A 23,062-nucleotide genomic window follows, 5' to 3' on the forward strand; every position below is an offset into this window, starting at 1 on the left:
TATACGGAAAGCATAATCTTTCGTCGACTGGCGGCAGAGTAAAGAAGACGAAATTTTTTCGTCTTCTGGCTAAGTCACGGTTATACGGAAGGTTTCGTTTCAGGTTCGTCAGCCGGATTTCCGGTATGTTTGCCCTCTTCCGTTCCCTGCCAGCCGTGACGCTGAATAATCGACAGGTTACTGCGGTCTTCATTAATGATATCGGTCAGCATGGCGCTGGTGCGTTTGAACGCAGCAGCAAACGAAGCATCGTCTTCATCGGCCATATCCACCATTTCTTCAACCATCCGTACGTTGAAACGACGAAACACATCCGCACGTTCGCGAGCTTCATACGGCCCGAGCCCTAACGCTTCCAGCGCCATACGGCCTGATTTCAGCGCCCCTTCAAACGTTTCACGCTCCGGCGCATCAATCCCCGCCTGGCGCAGTTGAATGTAATGGTCGATATCGCGCGCACGAGCAATAATCCGCAGATTCGGGAAATGCTCTTTCGCAAGCTCGGTCAGCAGCACGCTAGTTTTGGGATCGTCGATGGCGTTGATCAGCACTTCCGCTCTCGCGGCTCCGGCGGATTCCAGCAAATCGACACGCGTCGCGTCACCGAAAAACACCTTCATATCAAATTTACGCAGCGTATCAACGTGGTCAGGATCGTGGTCGAGGATCACCATTTTGACCCCGCTGGAAAGCAGTAAGCGCCCTGAAATCTGGCCGAATCGCCCGAACCCGGCGATGATCACTCTTGGCTGTTCTTCATCAATTTCATCGGCTTCACGTTCCTGTTCACTGCCCGATTTTTCCATACGCGACAGCAGAACCAACAAAATCGGCGTAGCCGCCATCGATAACGCAACGGCGAGGGTTAGCGCTTTCGCCCACTCTGAATCCAGCACATTCGCCATTTGCGCTGCCCCAAACACCACAAATGCAAATTCACTGCCCTGCCCTAACAACACAGCAAACCAGCGACGTTGGGCTTTTGGCACACCAAGTGGACGAGCAATCAGCCACAGCATGCCCATTTTAATCAGCAAGAATCCGAGCAGCAGGATTAAGATTCGCAACGGATGCGTGACCAATGTGCCGAAGTCGATAGACATGCCGACGCCGATAAAGAACAGCCCGAGCAGCAGGCCTTTAAACGGTTCAATATCGCTTTCAAGTGCGTGACGATATTCGGAGCTCGCCAGTAATACCCCGGCAAGGAAGGCTCCCATCGCCATCGACAAGCCGACTTCTTCCAGCAATAACCCGAAGCCAAATACCAAAAAGAGCGCCACGGCACTGAACACTTCGCGTAACCCTGAACGTGCTACAAAACGCAGCACAGGCCGGGTTACATAGCGGCCAAGCAATATCACCAGCACCAGAGCACCCGCAACTTTCAGTGCCGAGAGGCCAAAGGCTGCGAGCGTTGTAGACGCACCGCTGGCGGCCAGCAGTGGGATCATCGCCACCAGCGGAATGGCAGCAATATCCTGGAACAGCAGCACAGCAAAAGCGCTGCGCCCAAGCTGCGAGACCGTCAGGTTACGCTCATTCATGGCCTGCATGGCGATAGCGGTGGAGGAAAGCGCCAGCGTCAGACCGATGAGTTCCGCCACTTTCCAGTCGAGGCCGAGCAACATGCAGAACACGCCGATCAGCACGCCACAGGCGACCATTTGCAATGCACCGCCACCGAAGACGGAAGCTCGCAGTTTCCATAAACGCTGCGGATCGAGTTCCAGACCAATGACAAACAGCATCAACACCACGCCGATTTCAGCGAAATGCAAAATCGCCTCAGCGTCCGTCACCAGACGAAAACCCCAGGGGCCAATGATGCAGCCAGCAATCAAATACCCCAGCACAGAACCCAGCCCCAAGCGCACCGCAATCGGCACAATGAGCGCGGCTGAACCGAGGTAGATCAAGGCTTGTATGAGCGTATGACTATCCATGATGCACCTCCTGCCACTCCAGCAAACGTTGTTTGAAGTGACGGGCCTGAGCCACCAGCGTCTCGTCATCGCAGATAAAAGTGCAGTGCATTGAAAAAGGCGGGAGCCAGTTCAAACCACAATACAGTGCAGTGGCCTGTAACGGTTGAGCCAACACGTCAAAGCCCGGGAAGCTGCCAATCGCAAAATGATCTTCACCGCCGCCCGTCGTCACGGCCCACATCAGGCTTTTGCCGTGTAGCGCAGCGCCGCCGTGCCCGTAGGCCCAGCCGTGTGAGAGCACTTTGTCGATCCAGAGTTTGAGCAGCGGCGGGACGCTGTACCATTGCATAGGATGTTGCCAGATAATCAGATCAGCACGAGAAAGTGCTTCCTGTTCGGCCGCGACATCAATGTTGAAATCGGGATAAAGGTGATAGAGCGAACGGATTTCGACGCCGTCGATTTCCCTTACCTGCTCAAGCATCCTTTTATTCGCATGCGAATGCTGCGGATAGGGATGTGCATAAATAATCAAAATCATCTGTTAGCCTGCTTGTGCACTTCACTGTGTAATCAGCAGAGTGTAGTCAGATAACCGGCAGGCTAACAGTGAAGATTGGTGATCGCTTCGGTCGAATTTCCTGAACTAGTTGTCCAGTTCGCCCATCGATTTGACCTGATCCCGATTGATTTGCTCGGTCTTACCCGTCTCCGCGTTTTTATACGAGACCAGGCCGGTGTCGCTGTCTACCTCGGGTTTACCGTCGGTGACGATGGTTTTGCCATCGGTAGTTTTGACAGCCTGATTAGAGGAACAGCCTGCCACGGTAAAAAGGGCAGCGGCAGCAAAAATAGAGGTCAGTAGAAGGTTGGTTCGCATGGTGTTCTCCCGTGCTGTGTCGTCATGAATTTATTATCTCGCTAACCATTTTAGGCTAACTGACTGAACAGGGATGGAAAACCAGAAGGTTCTTAACTTGAGATGGGGTTTTGTAGGCCCGGCAAGCAGAGCGCCGCCGGGCAATATTGCCGGGTGGCGGCTAGCGCCTTACCCGGCCTACAGCGAGATTAGTTGTTAATCTGCGCGTGCATTTCCTGCACCGAAATCACCTTCTCAGTGGCATCCGCGTTCAGCGCCATGGCTGTGGCGAAACCGCCGTTCAGGGTGGTGTCGTAATGCACTTTGTACTGCAGCGCGCTGCGGCGAATCAGCTTGGAGTCTTCAATCGCCTGACGACCTGCGGTGGTGTTGATGATGTAGGTGTACTCGCCATTCTTGATACGGTCCTGAATGTGCGGACGGCCTTCATGCACCTTGTTTACCAGACGCGGGTTGATGCCTGCTTCACCCAGCACGACAGCGGTGCCGTGGGTCGCATCCAGTTCGAAGCCTTGTTTCAGCAGCTTCGCGGCCAGGTCGACCACGCGCTCTTTATCACCTTCACGCACGGAGAGCAGTGCACGGCCCTGCTTCTTCATGGTGGAGTTGCTGCCGAGCTGCGCTTTAGCGAACGCTTCTGCGAAGGTGCGGCCCACACCCATCACTTCACCGGTAGAGCGCATTTCTGGCCCTAACAGTGGGTCAACGCCCGGGAATTTGTTGAACGGCAGCACCACTTCTTTCACCGAGTAGTACGGCGGGATGATTTCCTGAGTGTGGCCCTGCTGTTTCAGTGACTGACCGACCATCACACGCGCCGCCACTTTCGCCAGCGGTAAGCCGGTCGCTTTGGAGACGAATGGCACGGTACGCGCCGCACGCGGGTTCACTTCAATCAGGTAGACTTCGTTGTCTTTCACCGCGAACTGAACGTTCATCAGACCACGAACCTGCAGCTCAAATGCCAGCTTCTGCACCTGCTCGCGCATCACATCCTGAATCTCTTTGCTCAGGGTGTAAGCCGGCAGAGAACAGGCGGAGTCCCCGGAGTGAACGCCAGCCTGTTCGATGTGCTCCATGATGCCGCCAATCAGCACGCTTTCACCATCACAGATGGCGTCTACGTCCACTTCTACCGCATCGTCGAGGAAGCGGTCGAGCAGCACTGGCGCATCGTTAGAGACGCTGACCGCAGTCTGGAAGTAGCGACGCAGGTCGGCTTCGTCATACACGATTTCCATCGCGCGGCCGCCCAGGACGTAGGAAGGACGCACCACCAGCGGATAACCGATGTCTTTCGCTTTCTCGACAGCCATTTCGATGGTGGTCACAGTGGCGTTCGCAGGCTGTTTAAGCTTCAGACGGTCAACCGCCTGCTGGAAACGCTCGCGGTCTTCAGCACGGTCAATCGCATCCGGGCTGGTACCGATTACCGGCACGCCAGCAGCTTCCAGAGCACGCGCCAGTTTCAGCGGGGTCTGGCCGCCGTACTGGACGATGACGCCTTTCGGCTTCTCGATACGCACGATTTCCAGCACGTCTTCGAAGGTCACAGGTTCGAAGTACAGGCGGTCAGAGGTGTCGTAGTCGGTTGATACAGTTTCCGGGTTACAGTTGACCATGATGGTCTCGTAACCGTCTTCACGCAGCGCCAGAGAGGCGTGAACGCAGCAGTAGTCGAACTCGATACCCTGACCGATACGGTTCGGGCCGCCGCCAAGGACCATGATTTTATCGCGGTCAACGGACGGGTTCGCTTCACACTCGTCTTCGTACGTGGAGTACATGTAAGCGGTATCGGTAGAGAATTCTGCCGCACAGGTGTCAACACGCTTGTAAACCGGGTGCAGATTGAACTGTTCGCGCAGCTTGCGAATTTCAGACTCACGCACGCCAGCCAGTTTTGCCAGACGCGCATCGGCGAAGCCTTTGCGTTTCAGGGTACGCAGGAAATCAGCGTTGAGGCCAGTAATGCCGACTTCAGCCACCTGCTCTTCCAGACGCACCAGCTCTTCAATCTGCACCAGGAACCAGCGGTCGATGTTGGTCAGGTTGAAAACGCCGTCGACAGACAGGCCCGCACGGAACGCATCGGCGATATACCAGATACGCTCAGCGCCCGCGTCTTTCAGTTCGCGACGGATTTTGGTCAGTGCTTCCGGGTCATCCAGGCTGACTTTCGGGTCGAAACCTGTCGCGCCCACTTCCAGGCCGCGCAGGGCTTTCTGCATGGATTCCTGCTGAGTGCGGCCAATCGCCATCACTTCACCGACAGATTTCATCTGGGTGGTCAGACGGTCATTCGCGCCAACAAATTTCTCGAAGTTGAAGCGAGGAATTTTGGTCACAACGTAGTCGATAGACGGTTCGAACGACGCAGGCGTTTTGCCGCCGGTGATGTCGTTCATCAGCTCATCGAGGGTGTAACCCACGGCCAGTTTGGCGGCGACTTTGGCAATCGGGAAACCGGTCGCTTTAGAAGCCAGGGCGGAAGAGCGCGAGACACGCGGGTTCATTTCGATAACGATCAGGCGGCCGTTTTTCGGGTTCACGGAGAACTGCACGTTAGAGCCGCCGGTTTCCACGCCGATTTCACGCAGTACCGCCATCGAGGCGTTACGCATGATTTGGTATTCTTTATCGGTCAGCGTCTGGGCAGGTGCCACGGTGATGGAGTCACCGGTGTGGATGCCCATCGCATCGAAGTTTTCGATAGAGCAGACGATGATGCAGTTGTCGTTTTTATCACGCACCACTTCCATCTCGTACTCTTTCCAGCCGATCAGGGATTCATCAATCAGCAGCTCGTTGGTCGGAGAGAGATCCAGACCGCGAGCACAGATTTCTTCGAACTCTTCGCGGTTGTACGCGATACCGCCGCCGGTACCGCCCATGGTGAAGGAAGGACGGATGATGCACGGATAACCGACGTCAGCGGCAACCGCCAGCGCTTCTTCCATGTTGTGTGCGATACCAGAGCGCGCGGTGTCGAGGCCGATTTTCTTCATCGCCACGTCGAAACGACGGCGGTCTTCAGCTTTATCAATCGCATCAGCGGTCGCGCCAATCATGGTCACGCCGAACTCTTCCAGCACGCCCTGACGCTCCAGTTCCAGCGCGCAGTTCAGCGCAGTCTGGCCGCCCATGGTTGGCAGCACCGCATCCGGACGCTCTTTTTCAATAATTTTGCGGACCACTTCCCACTGAATCGGCTCGATGTAGGTGGCATCGGCCATTTCCGGGTCGGTCATGATGGTGGCCGGGTTGGAGTTCACCAGAATGACGCGGTAACCCTCTTCGCGCAGCGCTTTACACGCCTGCGCACCGGAGTAGTCGAATTCGCAGGCCTGGCCGATAACGATCGGGCCAGCGCCAAGGATCAGGATGCTTTTTATGTCTGTACGTTTTGGCATGGTCTTCTCGGCTCCTGATTATTTAGCGGTCTTACGGTATTGCTCGATAAGTTCGATGAAGTGATCGAACAGCGGCGCGGCATCGTGCGGGCCTGGGCTGGCTTCCGGGTGGCCCTGGAAGCTGAACGCCGGTTTGTCGGTGCGATGAATGCCTTGCAGCGTGCCGTCGAACAGTGACTTGTGCGTCACGCGCAGGTTGGCAGGCATCGACGCTTCATCTACGGCAAAACCGTGGTTCTGCGCGGTGATCATCACGGTGTTGTTGTCGATATCTTTTACCGGATGGTTGCCGCCGTGGTGGCCGAACTTCATCTTGATGGTTTTCGCCCCGCTCGCCAGCGCCAGCAGCTGATGGCCGAGGCAGATGCCAAAGACCGGAATGTCGGTCTGGAGGAATTTCTCAATCGCGGTAATCGCGTAGTCACACGGTGCCGGGTCGCCCGGGCCGTTGGAGAGGAAGATGCCATCTGGATTCATTTTCAGGACGTCTTCTGCAGAGGTCTGCGCCGGTACCACTGTCAGGCGGCAGCCGCGGTCAACCAGCATGCGCAGGATGTTGCGCTTCGCGCCGTAGTCATACGCCACGACGTGGAATGGCAGTTCTTCTTCTTTCTTCGCTTCTGGCAGTTCATCAGCCAAAGTCCAGCTGCCCTGCGTCCAGCTGTAGCTTTCAGTGGTCGTCACTTCTTTCGCCAGATCCATGCCGTTCAGGCCCGGGAACGCTTTCGCTTTTTCCAGTGCCAGCGCTGCATCCAGGTTATCGCCCGCGATAATGCAGCCGTTCTGTGCGCCCTTCTCACGCAGAATGCGCGTCAGTTTACGGGTATCGATATCGGCGATGGCCACGATGTTATGGCGCTTGAGGTAAGAGGAGAGATCTTCAGTATTGCGGTAGTTGCTGGCAATCAGCGGTAAATCGCGAATGACGAGGCCTTGAGCGTGTACCTGAGAAGATTCTTCATCAGCGGCGTTGGTGCCGACATTACCGATATGGGGATAAGTGAGAGTGACAATTTGGCGAGAATAGGAAGGATCAGTGAGGATTTCTTGATAACCGGTCATTGAAGTATTGAAAACGACTTCCCCAACCGCCGAACCTGTTGCCCCTATGGCCCGACCGTGAAACTGGGTTCCGTCTTCCAGAACCAAAAGCGCTGACTTAATCAAAACATCCTCCGGAGAATATTCACTCAGTTTATTTGCATATTAATTCACTCGGTATCATGAATCAATGCAAATCTGCTGCTCGCGAATTTTGTGCAAACGGCGGCATTCTGGGGATTATCGAGGATAAAGTCAACGTAAAAACCGGGATTTTTTATCTGTTTTTACGTCACTGACGGGTAGTGTGCTGTAAAGCTGGCAAAAAGATCAGCTAAATGCCTTTCGGTAAACGCTTGCGCACCAGGATAACTGTGAATGGGCTTGTGGGATAGAGAAAAAGTGGACCAAATGGTCAAAATTTACAATTACTCAACACAAAATGACAGGAAGAGCTGGCATTTTATGCGCTTTAATAGAAAATTAAGTGAAAACAGATAAAATTAAAGGGCAATAAAATATTGCCCTCTGCAATCAATAAGTTGAGATTGCCACAACCACATCACGATGGGGTAATAAACTCACAAATTGTTGAGATCAAGGACATCTCGCATATCAAAAAGACCATTACGTTTCTCTTTAAGCCACAAAGCCGAGCGAACCGCGCCATTAGCAAAGGTCATACGGCTTGAGGCTTTATGGGTAATTTCAACGCGCTCGCCGATATCGGCGAACATCGCCGTATGTTCACCGACAATGTCGCCAGCTCGCACCGTGGCAAAACCAATGGTGCCCGGCACGCGCTCACCGGTATACCCTTCCCGGCTGTAGACCGCGCACTCTTTCAAATCTTTGTCCATCGCCTGAGCAATCGCTTCACCCATTGCCAGCGCCGTGCCAGAAGGGGCATCCACTTTGTGACGATGATGCGCTTCGATGATTTCGATATCGGTGTAATCGCCCATCACCTTCGCCGCTTTCTCCAGCAGCTTGAGCATCACGTTCACTCCGACACTGAAGTTGGCGGCGAAAACAATCGCCATGCTTTCAGCGGCATCACGAATCGCCTGCTTACCAGCGTCGTCAAAGCCCGTGGTACCAATGACCATGCCTTTACCGTGCTCACGGCAAAAAGCCAGATGCTTCAGCGTGCCTTCCGGACGGGTGAAATCGATGAAAACATCGAAATCATCTTTTACGCCATCAAGGCTGCTCTGCACCTTAACGCCCGTCGCACCTATACCTGCCAGCTCGCCTGCATCAGCGCCTAATAGTGAAGATCCTTCACGCTCCAGCGCCGCACCAAGCTTCACGCCCTCAAGCTGCGTCGCTGCCTGAATCAGTTGCCGTCCCATACGGCCGCCCGCGCCAGCAATGGCAACGCGGATGTGTCCATCTTGCATATCTATTCTCTTCGTTAATACAGTGTGAATCGTTTTCAGAGTAACCAGCGTCCGCATGGCCCGCCACTCTTAAACGGCGATAATTAGAATTTAACGTGAAACTCAGGCCGATATCAGTAAAAAGCATGATGCTGGCTACACATAAGCATCATGCTATTGCTCTGTCCGCTTACGGCGCGAGAGCAAACACCTCTTCGACCCAACGCTGGAAACCTTCGACATTCAGATCCAACGCCACCTGAGCATTGGCCGGTTGACCAAGACGTCCTTCGATATCCACGACGGTGGTGCCCGAGGTGTACGTTCCCTGAGTTTCGACGGCGACAAAGCAAGATTTCAGGGTGAACAGGTCAGGACGAACCAGCCATGCAATGGCACACAGGTCGTGCATGCGTAAGCCGCTGCCCATGCTGCCGCTGCGATAGTGGCTAAACAATGAATGCAGCATTTTGCCGGTCTTATTGAGCTCAGGCAGTTGCGCCAGATACTCCGGCGTTAACATCGCCTGATTAGTGACATCGAGACCGCACATAACGATCTCCAGCCCGCTCTGGAAAACACGCGCTGCGGCTTCAGGATCAATCGCGATGTTGAACTCCGCATTCGGCGTGAAATTGCCTCGCCCTGCTGAGCCGCCCATGATAACCAGGCGTCGGATATTGAATTTGCATTCCGGGTACTGGGTTAGCAATAGCGCAATGTTGGTTAGCGGACCAATGGCGACCAGCGTCATTGGCTCTGGCGCATTCATCAGCTTGTCGCGAATCGCAATACACGCTGGTGTTGCCAGTGGCTGACGCTGATGCTCGACGAAGTCATACCCTTCCATCCCTGATTCGCCATGTACGTAAGCAGCATCACGCAGTGGGCGAAGCAAAGGCGTTGCCGCACCTTGAGCCACCGGAATATCTGCCTGCCAGAAATGCAGCAGCTGTAGCGCGTTGCGGGTAGTTTTCTCTACGGAAACGTTACCTGCCACCGTGGTAATCATTTGCAGATCAAGCTCAGGAGCAAACAAGGCAGCGGCGATGGCGGCGGCATCATCAATGCCGGGATCGGTATCGAGAATAAAGCGAACAGGTTCCATAAGTGATTCTCCCTTCTGCGTTTATTAGCCATTTGACGGGCGATTAGCTTACTATATATGCCACTACTGTGAATGAACTTAGCCGGGAATTGCAATGAAAGTTGTGCAGGCCAGTATTTCAGAATCCGTTACTCAACACCTTGCCACTCGTATTCTGCGCGGCGAGCTTACGCCCGGGATCTCATTACCGGGTGAGAATGAGCTGGCGGCGGAGTACAGCGTGTCTCGCACCTCGATTCGTAACGCGATGGCGACCCTGGCGGCCAAAGGGCTGATTGCCACCCAGGCGAAAAAGCGCAGTACCGTCAACGCCCGTGAGCAGTGGAACCTGCTGGATATGGACGTGCTCAACTGGCTTTCAACGGGAAAAGTAGATACCCAGTTGGTCGAGCAACTGATGGTCACGCGTCTGATTTTTGAGCCCAACGTTGCCACGCTTGCGGCCCTGAACGCCAACGCACACGATCTCGCAGCGATGGAAGACGCGTTGGTGCTGATGCGTCACGGCCAGACGGAGGCGGATAAATCGGCTTTTGAAGCCGGAGACGTCGCCTTCCATCAGGCGCTGTTGCGGGCCACTCACAACGCCTTTCTGCTGTCACTGGGCAACGCCCTGAGCGCAGCGATGGTGCTCTCGTTCCGCCAGACTCTGGAAGAAGACCTGCACCAGACCAAAACAGCGGTTGATGAACATTTTCTGTTATTCGAGGCTATTCGCCTGCGCCAGGTCGACGAGGCCCGCACGCAGATGCGCAGCATCCTGCTGCACGCAGCAGAGAAGAGCATCTGGCAGGATCGACCCGCTTTTCTCGCCAGCATTCTCTGATCCCTTCCTGACGTAATTTCGATCGCCCTCACAGATCGTGGTGTTTTTTTGTTCTATCTTTCTTGTATTACAAGATTAACTTATTTGTATTACATGAAAATGAAAACACACTGGATTGCTGTCGACTGGGGCACCACTAACTTTCGTGCCTTTCTGCTTCAAGACCACCAGCAAGTGGCAAAAATTGCCCATCCTTGCGGTCTGTTATCCCTGACAAAAGAGACCTTCGCCAGCACGCTCGGTCAGCATCTCGCGCCGTGGTTGCAGGAGTACGGCGCGTTACCGATCGTGATGGCGGGTATGGTGGGCTCGCAGCAGGGATGGCAGGAAGTGCCTTACGTCACCGCCCCGGCTGGCGCACAGAACCTGATGGCGCACGCCTACTCTGTTTCCACGCAATGGGGCAGCCCGGCGTGGATTGTTCCCGGCGTCAACAACCTCAGCGCGTTCGGCCAGCCCGATGTGATGCGCGGCGAAGAGGTTCAGCTGCTTGGCCTGCACGCGCTGCATCCTGGTACAGAGCATTACGCCGTGCTGCCCGGTACCCACAGCAAACATGCGCACCTCTGCCACGGCGAAATCACCCACTTTTCCACGTTCATGACCGGAGAGCTGTTCTCGCTGCTAAGCCAGCATTCGCTGCTGGGCCGGGCGCTCCCGGAGCAGACCGACGACGACGGCGCATTTCTGGCGGGGGTTGAAGCCGCCCGCCACGGTGCGCCTTTCAGCCATCTCATTTTTTCCGCCCGTACCCGGCGCCTGAACGGGGAAATTCCGCCGCAGCATGTGCACAGCTATCTCTCCGGCCTGCTGGTGGGCCATGAGCTGGCGGTTATCCCGCAGGAAACCCGTGCCTGGGTGGTGGGCTCGCCTTCACTGACAGCACGCTATCAGCTTGCCGCCAACGCCCTGCAAATCCAGCTCCACGCGGCAAACGGCGACGACTGCTTTTTACGCGGGATGACCGCGCTACGCACGCAGCTTAAGGACACGATCTGATGAATGCCGAACGTTTTTACGAATGCTGGCAGCAGGAACCCCTGCCGCTGGTAGCCATCCTGCGGGGCATTGCGCCGCCGCAAGCCGAAGAGGCCGCTGAGATCCTGATCTCCTGCGGTTTTCGCTGGCTGGAAGTGCCGCTGAACAGTCCTTCGGCGCTGGAGTCTATCGCGCTGATGCGCAAACATGCCGGGGATAAGGCCCGGATCGGGGCCGGTACCGTGCTGACCACAGAACAGGTTGATGAGGTCGCAGACCACGGCGGTCAGTTGATCGTCTCCCCGAACTGCAACCCGGCGGTTATCCGCCGCAGCCGCGAACGGGGGCTGATCAGCCTGCCGGGCGTGACGACGCCAACCGAAGCCTTTAACGCCATTGAAGCCGGGGCCAGCGGCCTCAAGCTGTTTCCCGCCGAGCAGATGTCTCCCGCCGTCGTTAAAGCCTTTCGCGCCGTGCTACCTGCAAAAATCGCCTGTTTACCTGTGGGCGGCATCACGCCGGACGCGCAAACCCTGCGCACATGGCTTCAGGCGGGGGCGAACGGTTTTGGCTTAGGCGGCGCGCTGTATCAAGCGGGCATGAGCTTCAAGACCCTCCACGTACGGGCCTCCGCCTTCCATCTGGCGTGGCTGGCCGCGAGGGGACTGGAAAAATGACCTTCGCGCTGAGTCAGCCAGAAGCCATCGGAAAGTGGCGCGCCCGCCTCGGCGAAACACCGGTGTGGTGCGATCGCAGCGCCTCTCTGTTGTGGGTGGATATCCTGGCGGGCAAACTGCTGCGCTACTGGCCTGCCACTCAGCGCTGTGCGATCCGCGAAATGCCGCGTTTTACCAGCGCGGTTCTGCTGACCAACGAAGACAATTTGTTGTTGGTCGTCAGCCAGCAGGGGATTGGTCTGTACGACTACCAGTGCGAGCGGCTGATCCCTTTCTGTGCCTGGCCTGAAAACGAAATCAACACCCGCCCGAACGAAGCGGCGATCGCCCCGGACGGCGCGCTGTGGTTCAGCACCATGGATCCCCAGGCGCAGCAGGTCGCGGGAAGCTGGTATCGGCTGACGTCAGGGCAAGACGCTCCGCAGCCGATGCTCGCCGATCAGTGGGTGCCGAACACCCTGATCTGGCATGAGGGAGAGCAGTGGTTTGCCGATTCTCTGCGCCACTGCTTTTATCGCGCCGAAGCGAGTGCTGACGCCCTGACCATCCGCCAGGAATACCCCGTAGAGGGGATCCCGGATGGGTCCGCACTCACCGAGGACGGACGGTTGATTAACGCCCGCTGGGGCGCGGCGAAACTGGTCTGCTACACCCTTGGGGCTACAGACATGAAAGAAGAGTGCACTTTACCCCTTCCTGTCTTACAACCCAGCAACTGTACCTTCGGCGGCGACACGCTGTCCGATCTGTATATCACCTCCGCCCTGGACGGCCTCGCCCGGCCCAGTGAGCTCGACGGTGCTGTTTTAAAAATAAAAACAACGATGACTGGCCTGCCGGAAAACCGTTTCCGGTTCTGACATTTTGCTTAACCGAGACCCTACTATGACCACCACAAAGACGACTCCACTCAACCGGCAGGCGCTCCTCGTTTGCTTTCTCGCGGCACTGGCCGGGCTGTTGTTTGGCCTCGATATGGGCGTTATCGCCGGTGCTTTACCGTTCCTCGCGCAGGAATTTCAGCTCAACAGCCACCAGCAGGAAATTGTGGTCAGCGTGATGATGTTTGGCGCGGCGCTGGGTGCACTCTGCAGCGGCCCAATGTCCTCTTCGCTCGGCCGACGCAAAAGCCTGCTACTGGGCGCGACGCTGTTTATTATCGGCTCCGTCGGCTGCGCGCTGGCGGGCAGCCTCGAAATGCTGTCCGTTTCCCGCTTCATTCTTGGCCTGGCGGTCGGCGTGGCCTCTTTCACTGCCCCGCTCTACCTCTCTGAAATTGCGGCTGAAAACATTCGCGGCAGCATGATTTCGCTGTACCAGCTGATGATCACCCTCGGCATTCTGGCGGCCTTTTTGTCTGACACCGCGTTCAGCGGTGGTGGCCACTGGCGCTGGATGCTCGGCATCATCACCTTCCCGGCGATTGTGCTGTTTATCGGTGTGCTGACGCTACCAGAAAGCCCACGCTGGCTGATGATGAAGGACCGCCACGAGTTGGCCGCCAAAGTGCTGAAGCTGCTGCGTAACAGCGAGCAGGAAGCACGTAACGAGCTGGCGCAAATCCGCGAAAGCGTGAAGATGAAGCAGCGCGGCTGGCAGCTTTTCCGCCATAACCCGCACTTCCGCCGCTCTACTGGCCTCGGCATCCTGTTGCAATTCATGCAGCAGTTCACCGGCATGACGGTGATCATGTATTACGCGCCGAAAATTTTTGAAATCGCCGGCTTCGCCACCACCCGCGAGCAGATGTGGGGCACGGTGATCGCCGGGCTGACCAACGTGCTCGCCACCTTTATTGCCATCGGCCTCGTCGATCGTTGGGGCCGTAAGCCGATCCTCAAGCTGGGCTTTGCGGTGATGGCGATTTGCATGGGCATTCTGGGCTATATGTTCCACAGCGGCATTCAGGGCAGCAATGAACAGTATCTGGCGGTGAGCGTGCTGCTGATCTTCATCACCGGTTTCGCGATGAGCGCCGGGCCGCTGATCTGGGTGCTGTGTTCTGAAATTCAGCCGCTGGCGGGCCGCGACTTCGGCGTTACCTGCTCCACGATGGCCAACTGGATTGCCAACATGATAATCGGCGCCACCTTCCTGACGCTGATCGACACCCTCGGTAGCCCGGCAACGTTCTGGCTGTATGGCGTGCTAAACGTGCTGTGCATCGTACTGACGCTGCTGTTCGTGCCTGAAACCAAAAATATCTCGCTGGAGCACATCGAACGCAACCTGATGGATGGCGCGCCGTTGCGCGAAATAGGTCGTCGTCAACAGGCGGCTCCTGCGCCGTCCACGGCCACCACTCCGTAACTCGCTTATACCGAGGAAAAATCATGTCGAAGCTGCTGGAAAACCAGGTTTACCACAAAATTACGCGCAGGCTGATCCCCACCTTCTTCAGCCTGCCCGCGCGGCTCGCCAACCCAAAAAGAACCGTTTCTGAACCTGAACTCCGCGATGAGCACACCGCAGCCCATCACCCTGACGCGACCGTACGTCGCTAACTGAAGAAAGAGATTGCACTTATGAGTAGTTGTGGAGGATGTGCCAGCTGTGGCACGCATTTCAATCCCGTACTGGAAGGCGATGATGGCGCGCTGAAACGCGCGCTGTATAAATCAATGGGCCACACCGACGAACAGCTCCGCCGCCCGGTCATTGCGGTGGTGAACAGCTACACCAACGCCACCGCCGGTCACGCCAACCTCAACGAGCTGACGGCGAACGTATTGAAAGGTATTGATGAGGCCGGCGGCGTGGGAATGGTGTTTGGCACCATTGCGCCGTGCGACGGCATCGCCGAAGGGCATCTGGGGATGCGCTATATCCTCGCCGCCCGCGAAGTCATTACCATGTCGATTGAAAGCATGATGCGTGCCCACCGCTTCGATGGCATGGTGCTGCTCGGCTCCTGCGACAAAATCGTACCGGCGATGCTGATGGCCGCCGCGCGACTCGATATTCCGGCCATTATGGTCAACGGCGGGCCGATGTACCCGGCGGAATACAAGGGCAAACACTGGGACGGTAATATCGTTACCGAAGCCATCGGCTGGAAAAAACGTGGCGAAATCAGCGAAGAAGAATTTGCCCATATCGAAAATATTGCCGAACCGGGGCCGGGCTCCTGCACCATGTACGGCACCGCCAACACCCTGTGCTGCATCGCCGAAGTGCTGGGCATGAGCCTGCCGGGCAGCAGCACGCTGCCTGCCGTTTCGCAGGCGCGTCGTGACTGTGCGTTTGAAACCGGTAAACAGGCGGTGACGCTGGTCAGTAATGGCGTGAATGCCCGGCAGATTATCACCCCTCAGTCTATTCATAACGCGATGGTGTATCTGCTGGCAACGGGCGGCTCGACCAATGCCATTCTGCATTTGCAGGCCATCCACTATGAAGCGGAGTACGGCCATCTGCCGCTGTCGGCATTCGATGAGCTTAGCCACCGCGTGCCGCTGGTCGCTTCGCTCTACCCGGCCTCTGAACATGACATGATCGACTTCTGGGAAGCGGGTGGCGTTCCGGCGGTGGAGCATGAAATCGCCTCGCTGATGCACGCCGATGCGCTGACCGTGGTGGGCAAAACCAAAGGCCAGCTACAGGCTGAAGGCCATCGCAGCCACCGCCCGGAAGTCATTCATACGCTAGCGATCCCCGTGCGTAATGAAGCGGGCGTGGCGGTGCTGCACGGCAATCTGTCGCCGCTCGGCTGCGTGGTGAAACCTGCGGCAGTGCCGGAAAACCTGATGACCTTCCGCGGCCCGGCGGTGGTATTCAACAGCGAGCAGGAATCCGTTGAGGCGATAATGTCCGGCACCATTGCCCCGGGCAGCGTGCTGGTGCTGCGCTACGAAGGGCCGAAAGGCGGGCCGGGGATGCCGGAAATGTACAAGCCGATGAAAAGCCTGGAAGGGATGGGCCTGTCAGACAGTTGCGCGCTGATCACCGATGGGCGTTTTTCCGGCTCTAATCGCGGATTGTTCGTCGGGCACATCTCCCCGGAAGCGACCGACGGCGGCGCGCTGGGGTTGGTGGAAAACGGCGATGAGATTTCAATCGATATTCCGTCCCGCATGCTCACACTGCACGTTGCTGAGAGCACTCTGGCGCTGCGTCGTGAAACGTGGCAACCCGTCTTTAAAGAAGTGCCGAAAGGCTTTCTGCGCCTCTATCGCCGCTGGGCTCTGCCCGCCGCGCAGGGTGCGGTGCTGGCCGACCGGGAAGACATGGTATGAATAAAATCTACACCGCCACGGAGATTGTGGGCGTAAACCCGATCGTTGCGATGCCGTTTACGCCTTCAGGCGAGACTGACGAGCACAGCTTTGTCCGCCTGCTGGAACATCTCGCCGCCACTGGCGCTAACGGTGCCACATTGTTTGGCATCGCCAGCGAATTTCCTAAACTTGACGATAGCGAACGCCAACGGCTGGCACAGATGTTTGTCAGCACCCTTGCAGGCAGTCCACTGTATCGGGCGATGTCCGTGACCGATCACAGCACCGAACTGGCGGTCAAACGGGCGAAATATTATCAGCAGCTGGGTACCGATGCCCTGATGCTGCTGCCGCCGTTCTTCTTAAGCCCCAGCCCGCAGGCGATACAGCAGCACATTTTTGCGGTGCTGGAAGCCGTCGATATTCCGGTGATGGTGCAGTACGCGCCGGGTGAAACCGGGCTGCCGATCACACCGGACCAGCTCGCTGCCGTCGCCGCGCGCTACCCGCACGCGGTGTTTAAAATCGAGTGCAACCCGCCGGTGGACTACACCCGCGAGTTTCTGCGCCATGCCCCACAGGCCAGCGTGCTCAACGGCTATGCGGGCCTGTATATCCTGGAAATGCTGGCCGCGGGCGGCAAAGGGGTGATGCCCGGCTGTTCCTTCAGCGAAGTGTACGTGCAGATTTATCGCCACTGGCAGCGTGGCGAGCAGCGCCAGGCGCAGGCCTTGCACCAGCGTCTGCTGCCTTATATCCAGCGCTGGATGAGCCACTGCGAATACATCATTCAGGCTGAAAAAACCGTGCTGTATCAGCGTGGGATCATCGCCAGTGACTATTGCCGCCATCCGGGCTGGACGCTAAGCGCCGAAGACAAGGCCGCCATTGCCCGCCTGACTGAAGAATTTCACCTTTCATGAGAGACAAGCTATGACAACGAATCCGCAACAGCGCGTGGTGATCGTCACTGGCACCAGCCAGGGCATTGGTCACGCCATCGCCAAAACGTTTCTTGATAATGGCGACATCGTCATTGGCTGCGCCTTTTCGACGCTGGAAAAGGCTTCCCAGGCGCAGCAAATGCTAGCCGATTATCCCCAGCAGTTTCATTACCATTCGGTCGACGTCACCCAGACCACACAAATCAAACAGTTTGTGGCGGGCGTGGCAGAACAGTTTGGGCGCATTGACGTGGTGGTGTCCAACGCCGGGAAAAATGTGTTCAAAGGCATCGACTGCGAAGAGAGCGACTGGGCACACAATTTCGATCTCAACCTGCGTTCGCACTGGTACCTCGCCAAATGCGCCCGCCCGGCGCTGGAAAAAAGCCGGGGCGTTATCCTGGTGATCACCTCGAACCATGCGTTCTCGACCATGCCGGGGTGTGCGCCGTACAACATCAGCAAACGCGCCCTGCTTTCGCTGGTACAAAGCCTGACAATTGAATGGGGTCCGGCAATCCGTACCGTCGGCATTGCCCCGGGTTTTATTGATACCGCCGGGAATCAGGCGTGGTTTGACGCCCATCCGGATGCGATAATTGCTCGGGAGAAAACGGTGCGGAAGCATCCAGTAGGACGCATCGGTCGCCCGGAGGAAGTCGGCGAGCTGTGTCTGTTTTTGGCGAGTGGCAAAGCCGGGTTTATCGCAGGTACCACGATTGTGATGGACGGCGGGCGCAGCGCGATTATGCAGGATGAGGATGACGAGTAAAAAAAGGGGGAGCGTGATGCTCCCCCTTTTTTATTCCACTTCGCGGATATCGAGCCGCAGCTCTTTCGGCACTTCGAAGACAATGTTCTCTTCGCGGCCTTCCAGCGGAACCGCTTCGCCGCCACCCAGCTCCTGCAAGCGGGAGATAACATTCTGCACCAGAATGTCCGGCGCAGAAGCCCCGGCTGTTACGCCAACGCAGCTCGCGCTTTTTACCCACTCTTCCTGAATGTCAGTTGAATCATCAATCAGAAATGCGGCTTTCCCCATTCGCTGAGCAAGTTCTGCCAGACGGTTAGAGTTGGACGAGTTTTTCGAGCCGACCACCAGCACCACGTCAGCACGTTGCGCCAAATCTCGCACAGCTTCCTGACGATTAGTGGTGGCATAGCAGATATCGTCTTTGCGCGGGCCGATGATTTTTGGGAAGCGCGCACGCAGCGCATCAATCACATCAGAAGTGTCATCCACGGAAAGCGTCGTCTGGGTCATAAAGGACAGTCTGCCTTCATTCTTGACGTTCAGCTTCCAGACATCTTCCGGTGACTCGACCAAATACATGCCACCTTCCGGGTTGCTGTACTGGCCCATGGTGCCTTCTACTTCCGGGTGCCCGGCGTGACCAATCAGGATCGACTCTTCACCACGACGACTGGCACGGGCGACTTCCATATGCACTTTGGTCACCAGCGGACAGGTGGCATCGAAGACCGTCAAATCGCGGCTCTTCGCTTCGTTACGTACCGCCTGAGAAACGCCGTGCGCTGAGAAAATCAGAATGGTGCCGTCCGGCACTTCGCTAATCTGCTCGATAAAGATAGCGCCGCGCTGACGCAGGCTGTCGACCACATAGCGGTTGTGTACCACTTCGTGGCGAACATAAATAGGCGCGCCGAAAATCTCCAGCGCGTTTTCAACAATGCTGATAGCGCGGTCTACACCGGCGCAGAAACCGCGCGGGTTGGCCAACAGGATCTGCATTTTATGCCTCCAGTGCCGGGTCTATCTCCAGCACTTCAATATCAAAATGAACGGTACGTCCCGCCAGCGGGTGGTTGAAATCAACGGTGATGGAATCACCATTAACTTCACGAATAACCCCTGGCATCTCGCTGCCATCCATTGCAGTAAAGAGCATGATTGCGCCGACTTCCGGCTCGCCTGCGTCCATGAACTCGCGACGAGAGAAGTACTGGATCAGGTCAGGGCTTGGTACGCCAAACGCCGCATCAGGCTCCAGAGAGAAGGTGGTTTTCTCGCCTTCTTTCAACCCTAACAAATGCTGTTCAAGGCCTTCTGAGAGCGAGGCATCGCCGAGGCGAAACAGCGCCGGTTTGCCGTTGCTGCGAGTGGATTCAGCGGTAGATCCATCATCCAGTTTCAGCGTGAAGTGCACCAGCACTGCGCTATTGCTCTGTACAGATTTAGACATGCAGGTTTGCTCTAAAGTTTAGGCTATTTGCCCGGTGGTACGGATTACCCGGTGGCGCTTCGCTGACCGGGCCTACAAACCGGGCCTACGGGATTCGTCGTTATCGTAGGCCGGGTAAGCAACGCGCCACCCGGCAGGTTTTTACGCTTGCTTCTTAGCACCGGGCAGGAAGCCTTCCAGCACAATCAACGCCGCGCCGATACAGATGGCTGAATCGGCGAGGTTGAAGGTGGCGAAGTGCCAGTTGCCGACATAGAAATCAATCATGTCGACAACGAAGCCGTGCCACAGGCGGTCGAACAGATTGCCGAGCGCGCCACCAATGATCAGCGCGTAGGCAATGTTATTCAGCTTCTGGCTGGCTTTGCCGCGGTACATCAGCACCGCCAGGATCACACAGATACCGATGGCGATACCCGCGAAGAACCAGCGCTGCCAACCGCCGCTGTCGGCGAGGAAGCTAAATGCCGCGCCGTAGTTACGCGCATAGTGCAGATTCAAAGACGGGAACAGCGAGACAGTTTCCCCCAGCTCAAAATGCTGGAGGATCAGGAACTTGCTGCCCAGGTCGATTATCAGCACCACCACCACCAGCCACAGCCAGCGCAGTCCGCTTTTACAAATAGATTGGCTCATCAGGCAAACTTACGCTTTTCGCCTTCACCGGCGACGTTGCTGACACAGCGGCCGCAGATTTCTGCGTGTTCCGCCACCTGACCGACATCGGTAGTGTAATGCCAGCAACGCGGGCACTTCTCACCGTCGGCTTTCTGCAACGCCACTTTCAGGCCTTTCAGCAGTTCGCTCTGCTGTGCCTCGGCGGTTGCTGCAGCATAATCCGCAACTGTGGCGCCAGAGGTCAACAGGACAAATCGCAATTCATCGCCCAGTGCTGTCAGCTTCGCCGCGAGTTCTGGTTCCGCAAACAGGGTTACTGCCGCTTCCAGAGAACCGCCGACTTTCTTATCAGCACGCGCCTGTTCGATGACTTTGTTCACTTCGCCACGAACCTGCAGCAGCACATCCCAGAAACCGTCGTTCATGGCTTCGGTGTCTGCCAGACCAAACAGGCCGGTGTACCACTCGCCAGTGAAGACGTATTTCTCGCGGTCACCTGGCAGGTAGCCCCAGATTTCATCTGCGGTGAAGGACATGATTGGCGCCATCCAGCGAACCAGTGCTTCTGCGATGTGATACAGCGCAGTCTGGCAGCTACGACGCGCCACGCTGTCCGCTTTCGCGGTGTACTGACGGTCTTTGATGATGTCGAGGTAGAACGAGCCCATTTCGATGGAGCAGAAACGCATCAGGCGCTGCACCACTTCGTGGAAGTCGTAAGACTCATAGGCTTTGAGGATGTCTTCCTGCGCGGCCTGAGCACACCCTACAGCCCAGCGATCCAGAACCACCATCTCTTCTGGTTTCACCATGTCAGTTTCAGGATTGAAACCGTTCAGGTTCGCCAGCAGGAAACGAGCGGTGTTACGGATACGACGATAGCTGTCGGCAGCACGTTTGAGGATCTCATCAGACACCGCCATCTCGCCGGTGTAGTCAGTCGACGCCACCCACAGACGCAGAATATCCGCGCCCAGTTTGTTCATCACATCCTGCGGCGAAACGGTGTTGCCGATGGATTTGGACATTTTGCGGCCCTGACCATCCACGGTGAAACCGTGAGTCAGTACCTGGCGGTAAGGCGCTTTGCCTTTCATCGCCGTGGAGATCATCAGAGAAGACATGAACCAGCCGCGATGCTGGTCAGAACCTTCCAGATACATATCCGCTGCGTGACCAGAGAACTCCGGACGCACATCAACGACGGAAGCATGCGTTGATCCGGAATCGAACCACACGTCGAGGGTATCAGGCACTTTCTCATAAGTGTCAGCATCGTCACCCATGATGTCGCGCGGATCGAGATCCCACCACGCCTGAATGCCGTCCTGCTCTACGCGTTTAGCGACTTCTTCCATCAGCTCCAGCGTGCGTGGATGCAACTCCTGAGTCTCTTTGTGCACGAACAGAGACATCGGTACGCCCCAGGTACGCTGACGAGAGATACACCAGTCAGGACGGTTAGCGACCATGGATTCAATACGTGCCTGGCCCCAGTCCGGGATCCACTGCACGCCTTTGATCTCTTTCAGCGACTGCTCGCGCAGGCCTTTCTGATCCATGCTGACGAACCACTGTGGGGTCGCGCGGAAGATGATCGGCGACTTGTGACGCCAGCAGCACGGATAGCTGTGTTGCAGCTTCTCAACGTGCAGCAGCGCACCGCTGTCGCGCAGCATGTTGACGATGATGTCATTGGCTTTGAAGACGTTGATGCCATCAAGCGTTGGGTAAGTGCCTGGCAGATATGCGCCATCCGGGCCAACCGGGTTAGCGATTTCCAGACCGTACTTCAGGCTGATGTTGTAATCGTCCGGGCCGTGGCCACCGGCGGTGTGTACCGCACCGGTACCCGCGTCCAGCGTAACGTGATCGCCAAGGATTGCCGGTACGTCGAAATCGAGGAAAGGATGCTTGAAGCGCATCAACTCCAGCGCGTCGCCTTTCGCAGTGCCCAGCACGGTGAACTCAGTGATGTTTGCACGCTTAAGAACGCTTTCAACCAAATCTTTCGCCAGAATCAGCGCCTGACCATCAACCTGCACCAGCGCATAGTCGAACTCTGGGGACAGAGAGATGGCACGGTTCGCAGGCAGTGTCCACGGCGTGGTGGTCCAGATAACCAGTGATACCGGGCCGTTTACGGAAGTGACGCCGAATTTAGCTTTCACTGCATCCTGATCGACGGCGTGGAATGCAACGTCGATAGAAGGAGACGTTTTGTCGTAATACTCAACTTCCGCTTCTGCCAGCGCAGAACGGCAGTCCACACACCAGTGAACCGGCTTAGCCCCTTTATGCAGGTGACCGTTACCGATGATTTTGCCCAGCGCGCGGATGATGTTGGCTTCAGTGTTGAAGTCCATGGTCAGGTACGGACGAGACCAGTCGCCCAGCACGCCCAGACGGATGAAGTCAGCACGCTGGCCATCAACCTGAGTGGCGGCGTATTCGCGGCATTTCGCACGGAATTCAGCGGCGGTGAACTTCTCGCCCGGCTTACCGAACTCTTGCTCTACTTTCAGTTCGATTGGCAGACCGTGGCAGTCCCAGCCTGGTACGTACGGGGAATCGAAGCCCGCCAGACCTTTGGACTTAACAATAATGTCTTTCAGAATCTTGTTAACAGAGTGACCAATATGAATGCTGCCATTCGCATAAGGAGGGCCATCATGCAGAATGAACGTCTTTTTGCCTTTTTTCGCTGCACGGATGATGCCGTAGAGATCATCATCGGTCCAACGGGCCAGCATTCCCGGTTCGCGTTTGGCGAGGTCGCCACGCATCGGGAACCCTGTTTCCGGCAAATTCAGGGTTGATTTAAAGTCACTCATCAGATTCTCGTT

At 56.6% G+C, this 23,062-nt stretch carries 20 protein-coding genes; 9 read left to right on the forward strand and 11 right to left on the reverse strand.

Annotation, left to right across the window (positions count from 1 at the left end; translation table 11 throughout):
* Window positions 1-80 precede the first annotated feature (80 nt).
* From kefC to rihC, 7 genes are all read right to left on the reverse strand, one after another.
* The gene (gene kefC, locus ACI2I2_RS09165) at window positions 81-1,946 is read right to left on the reverse strand and encodes a glutathione-regulated potassium-efflux system protein KefC (protein WP_404657629.1); all 1,866 of its coding nucleotides are present in this window, start codon (window positions 1,944-1,946) and stop codon (window positions 81-83) included.
* Window positions 1,939-2,469, reverse strand: a complete 531-nt coding sequence (kefF, locus tag ACI2I2_RS09170; protein ID WP_404657630.1) for a glutathione-regulated potassium-efflux system oxidoreductase KefF — start codon at window positions 2,467-2,469, stop codon at window positions 1,939-1,941. Before kefF ends, kefC begins: the two co-directional genes overlap by 8 nt.
* Before the next feature lie 105 nt (window positions 2,470-2,574).
* Entirely contained in the window at window positions 2,575-2,808 is a 234-nt protein-coding gene (locus ACI2I2_RS09175; RefSeq protein WP_404657631.1) for a YgdI/YgdR family lipoprotein, read from the reverse strand.
* A 188-nt stretch (window positions 2,809-2,996) separates the two neighbouring features.
* The gene (carB, locus tag ACI2I2_RS09180; RefSeq protein WP_404657632.1) at window positions 2,997-6,221 is read right to left on the reverse strand and encodes a carbamoyl-phosphate synthase large subunit; all 3,225 of its coding nucleotides are present in this window, start codon (window positions 6,219-6,221) and stop codon (window positions 2,997-2,999) included.
* Window positions 6,222-6,239: 18 nt separating this feature from the next.
* Window positions 6,240-7,388 carry a glutamine-hydrolyzing carbamoyl-phosphate synthase small subunit gene (carA, locus tag ACI2I2_RS09185; RefSeq protein ID WP_404657633.1) on the reverse strand — a complete coding sequence of 383 codons (1,149 nt, stop codon included), beginning with the start codon at window positions 7,386-7,388 and terminating at the stop codon, window positions 6,240-6,242.
* A 455-nt stretch (window positions 7,389-7,843) separates the two neighbouring features.
* Complete coding sequence (gene dapB, locus ACI2I2_RS09190) at window positions 7,844-8,665, reverse strand: 4-hydroxy-tetrahydrodipicolinate reductase (protein WP_404657634.1); 822 nt, start codon at window positions 8,663-8,665, stop codon at window positions 7,844-7,846.
* Between the two features lie 169 nt (window positions 8,666-8,834).
* The gene (gene rihC / locus ACI2I2_RS09195) at window positions 8,835-9,752 is read right to left on the reverse strand and encodes a ribonucleoside hydrolase RihC (RefSeq protein WP_404657635.1); all 918 of its coding nucleotides are present in this window, start codon (window positions 9,750-9,752) and stop codon (window positions 8,835-8,837) included.
* 94 nt (window positions 9,753-9,846) lie between these two features.
* Between rihC and ACI2I2_RS09200 the strand changes: the two genes are divergently transcribed.
* From ACI2I2_RS09200 to ACI2I2_RS09240, 9 genes are all read left to right on the forward strand, one after another.
* Window positions 9,847-10,578, forward strand: a complete 732-nt coding sequence (locus tag ACI2I2_RS09200; RefSeq protein WP_404657636.1) for a FadR/GntR family transcriptional regulator — start codon at window positions 9,847-9,849, stop codon at window positions 10,576-10,578.
* A gap of 99 nt (window positions 10,579-10,677) precedes the next feature.
* A complete protein-coding gene (locus tag ACI2I2_RS09205) occupies window positions 10,678-11,577 on the forward strand; it encodes a 2-dehydro-3-deoxygalactonokinase (protein ID WP_404657637.1) in 900 nt (299 codons plus the stop codon).
* A complete protein-coding gene (locus tag ACI2I2_RS09210; RefSeq protein ID WP_404657638.1) occupies window positions 11,577-12,233 on the forward strand; it encodes a 2-dehydro-3-deoxy-6-phosphogalactonate aldolase in 657 nt (218 codons plus the stop codon). The genes ACI2I2_RS09205 and ACI2I2_RS09210 overlap by 1 nt, the downstream gene beginning before the upstream one ends.
* Window positions 12,230-13,093 (forward strand): SMP-30/gluconolactonase/LRE family protein, encoded by an 864-nt coding sequence (locus ACI2I2_RS09215; protein ID WP_404657639.1) that lies wholly within the window; start codon window positions 12,230-12,232, stop codon window positions 13,091-13,093. Before ACI2I2_RS09210 ends, ACI2I2_RS09215 begins: the two co-directional genes overlap by 4 nt.
* A 25-nt stretch (window positions 13,094-13,118) precedes the next feature.
* The gene (locus ACI2I2_RS09220; protein WP_404657640.1) at window positions 13,119-14,543 is read left to right on the forward strand and encodes a sugar porter family MFS transporter; all 1,425 of its coding nucleotides are present in this window, start codon (window positions 13,119-13,121) and stop codon (window positions 14,541-14,543) included.
* A gap of 23 nt (window positions 14,544-14,566) precedes the next feature.
* Window positions 14,567-14,737 carry a hypothetical protein gene (locus ACI2I2_RS09225; RefSeq protein WP_404657641.1) on the forward strand — a complete coding sequence of 57 codons (171 nt, stop codon included), beginning with the start codon at window positions 14,567-14,569 and terminating at the stop codon, window positions 14,735-14,737.
* Window positions 14,738-14,758: 21 nt separating this feature from the next.
* Entirely contained in the window at window positions 14,759-16,468 is a 1,710-nt protein-coding gene (gene ilvD, locus ACI2I2_RS09230) for a dihydroxy-acid dehydratase (RefSeq protein WP_404657642.1), read from the forward strand.
* Window positions 16,465-17,373, forward strand: a complete 909-nt coding sequence (locus ACI2I2_RS09235) for a dihydrodipicolinate synthase family protein (RefSeq protein WP_404657643.1) — start codon at window positions 16,465-16,467, stop codon at window positions 17,371-17,373. The genes ilvD and ACI2I2_RS09235 overlap by 4 nt, the downstream gene beginning before the upstream one ends.
* Window positions 17,374-17,383: 10 nt before the next feature.
* Window positions 17,384-18,166, forward strand: coding sequence for an SDR family NAD(P)-dependent oxidoreductase (locus ACI2I2_RS09240; protein WP_404657644.1), 783 nt, complete (start codon window positions 17,384-17,386; stop codon window positions 18,164-18,166).
* Between the two features lie 30 nt (window positions 18,167-18,196).
* Here ACI2I2_RS09240 and ispH read toward each other — a convergent pair whose 3' ends face one another.
* The 4 genes from ispH to ileS form a co-directional block, all read right to left on the reverse strand.
* A complete protein-coding gene (gene ispH, locus ACI2I2_RS09245) occupies window positions 18,197-19,147 on the reverse strand; it encodes a 4-hydroxy-3-methylbut-2-enyl diphosphate reductase (protein ID WP_404657645.1) in 951 nt (316 codons plus the stop codon).
* Window position 19,148: 1 nt separating this feature from the next.
* Window positions 19,149-19,598 carry an FKBP-type peptidyl-prolyl cis-trans isomerase gene (gene fkpB / locus ACI2I2_RS09250; RefSeq protein WP_404657646.1) on the reverse strand — a complete coding sequence of 150 codons (450 nt, stop codon included), beginning with the start codon at window positions 19,596-19,598 and terminating at the stop codon, window positions 19,149-19,151.
* A gap of 141 nt (window positions 19,599-19,739) precedes the next feature.
* Window positions 19,740-20,234, reverse strand: coding sequence for a signal peptidase II (lspA, locus tag ACI2I2_RS09255; protein WP_404657647.1), 495 nt, complete (start codon window positions 20,232-20,234; stop codon window positions 19,740-19,742).
* On the reverse strand, window positions 20,234-23,050 hold the full coding sequence (ileS, locus tag ACI2I2_RS09260) for an isoleucine--tRNA ligase (protein ID WP_404657648.1): 2,817 nt from the start codon (window positions 23,048-23,050) through the stop codon (window positions 20,234-20,236). The genes lspA and ileS overlap by 1 nt, the downstream gene beginning before the upstream one ends.
* Between the last annotated feature and the right edge of the window lie 12 nt (window positions 23,051-23,062).

The sequence above is a fragment of the Scandinavium sp. NPDC088450 genome, from assembly GCF_044900545.1.
In the GTDB taxonomy this organism is placed as follows: Bacteria; Pseudomonadota; Gammaproteobacteria; order Enterobacterales; family Enterobacteriaceae; genus Scandinavium.

What these genes read in the sequence shown, in the direction of transcription:
- kefC (WP_404657629.1), bottom strand. Translation starts at nt 1,946, where the DNA reads ATGGATAGTCATACGCTCATACAAGCCTTGATCTACCTCGGTTCAGCC.
- kefF (WP_404657630.1), bottom strand. Translation starts at nt 2,469, where the DNA reads ATGATTTTGATTATTTATGCACATCCCTATCCGCAGCATTCGCATGCG.
- ACI2I2_RS09175 (WP_404657631.1), bottom strand. Translation starts at nt 2,808, where the DNA reads ATGCGAACCAACCTTCTACTGACCTCTATTTTTGCTGCCGCTGCCCTT.
- carB (WP_404657632.1), bottom strand. Translation starts at nt 6,221, where the DNA reads ATGCCAAAACGTACAGACATAAAAAGCATCCTGATCCTTGGCGCTGGC.
- dapB (WP_404657634.1), bottom strand. Translation starts at nt 8,665, where the DNA reads ATGCAAGATGGACACATCCGCGTTGCCATTGCTGGCGCGGGCGGCCGT.
- rihC (WP_404657635.1), bottom strand. Translation starts at nt 9,752, where the DNA reads ATGGAACCTGTTCGCTTTATTCTCGATACCGATCCCGGCATTGATGAT.
- ACI2I2_RS09200 (WP_404657636.1), top strand. Translation starts at nt 9,847, where the DNA reads ATGAAAGTTGTGCAGGCCAGTATTTCAGAATCCGTTACTCAACACCTT.
- ACI2I2_RS09205 (WP_404657637.1), top strand. Translation starts at nt 10,678, where the DNA reads ATGAAAACACACTGGATTGCTGTCGACTGGGGCACCACTAACTTTCGT.
- ACI2I2_RS09210 (WP_404657638.1), top strand. Translation starts at nt 11,577, where the DNA reads ATGAATGCCGAACGTTTTTACGAATGCTGGCAGCAGGAACCCCTGCCG.
- ACI2I2_RS09215 (WP_404657639.1), top strand. Translation starts at nt 12,230, where the DNA reads ATGACCTTCGCGCTGAGTCAGCCAGAAGCCATCGGAAAGTGGCGCGCC.
- ACI2I2_RS09220 (WP_404657640.1), top strand. Translation starts at nt 13,119, where the DNA reads ATGACCACCACAAAGACGACTCCACTCAACCGGCAGGCGCTCCTCGTT.
- ACI2I2_RS09225 (WP_404657641.1), top strand. Translation starts at nt 14,567, where the DNA reads ATGTCGAAGCTGCTGGAAAACCAGGTTTACCACAAAATTACGCGCAGG.
- ilvD (WP_404657642.1), top strand. Translation starts at nt 14,759, where the DNA reads ATGAGTAGTTGTGGAGGATGTGCCAGCTGTGGCACGCATTTCAATCCC.
- ACI2I2_RS09235 (WP_404657643.1), top strand. Translation starts at nt 16,465, where the DNA reads ATGAATAAAATCTACACCGCCACGGAGATTGTGGGCGTAAACCCGATC.
- ACI2I2_RS09240 (WP_404657644.1), top strand. Translation starts at nt 17,384, where the DNA reads ATGACAACGAATCCGCAACAGCGCGTGGTGATCGTCACTGGCACCAGC.
- ispH (WP_404657645.1), bottom strand. Translation starts at nt 19,147, where the DNA reads ATGCAGATCCTGTTGGCCAACCCGCGCGGTTTCTGCGCCGGTGTAGAC.
- fkpB (WP_404657646.1), bottom strand. Translation starts at nt 19,598, where the DNA reads ATGTCTAAATCTGTACAGAGCAATAGCGCAGTGCTGGTGCACTTCACG.
- lspA (WP_404657647.1), bottom strand. Translation starts at nt 20,234, where the DNA reads ATGAGCCAATCTATTTGTAAAAGCGGACTGCGCTGGCTGTGGCTGGTG.
- ileS (WP_404657648.1), bottom strand. Translation starts at nt 23,050, where the DNA reads ATGAGTGACTTTAAATCAACCCTGAATTTGCCGGAAACAGGGTTCCCG.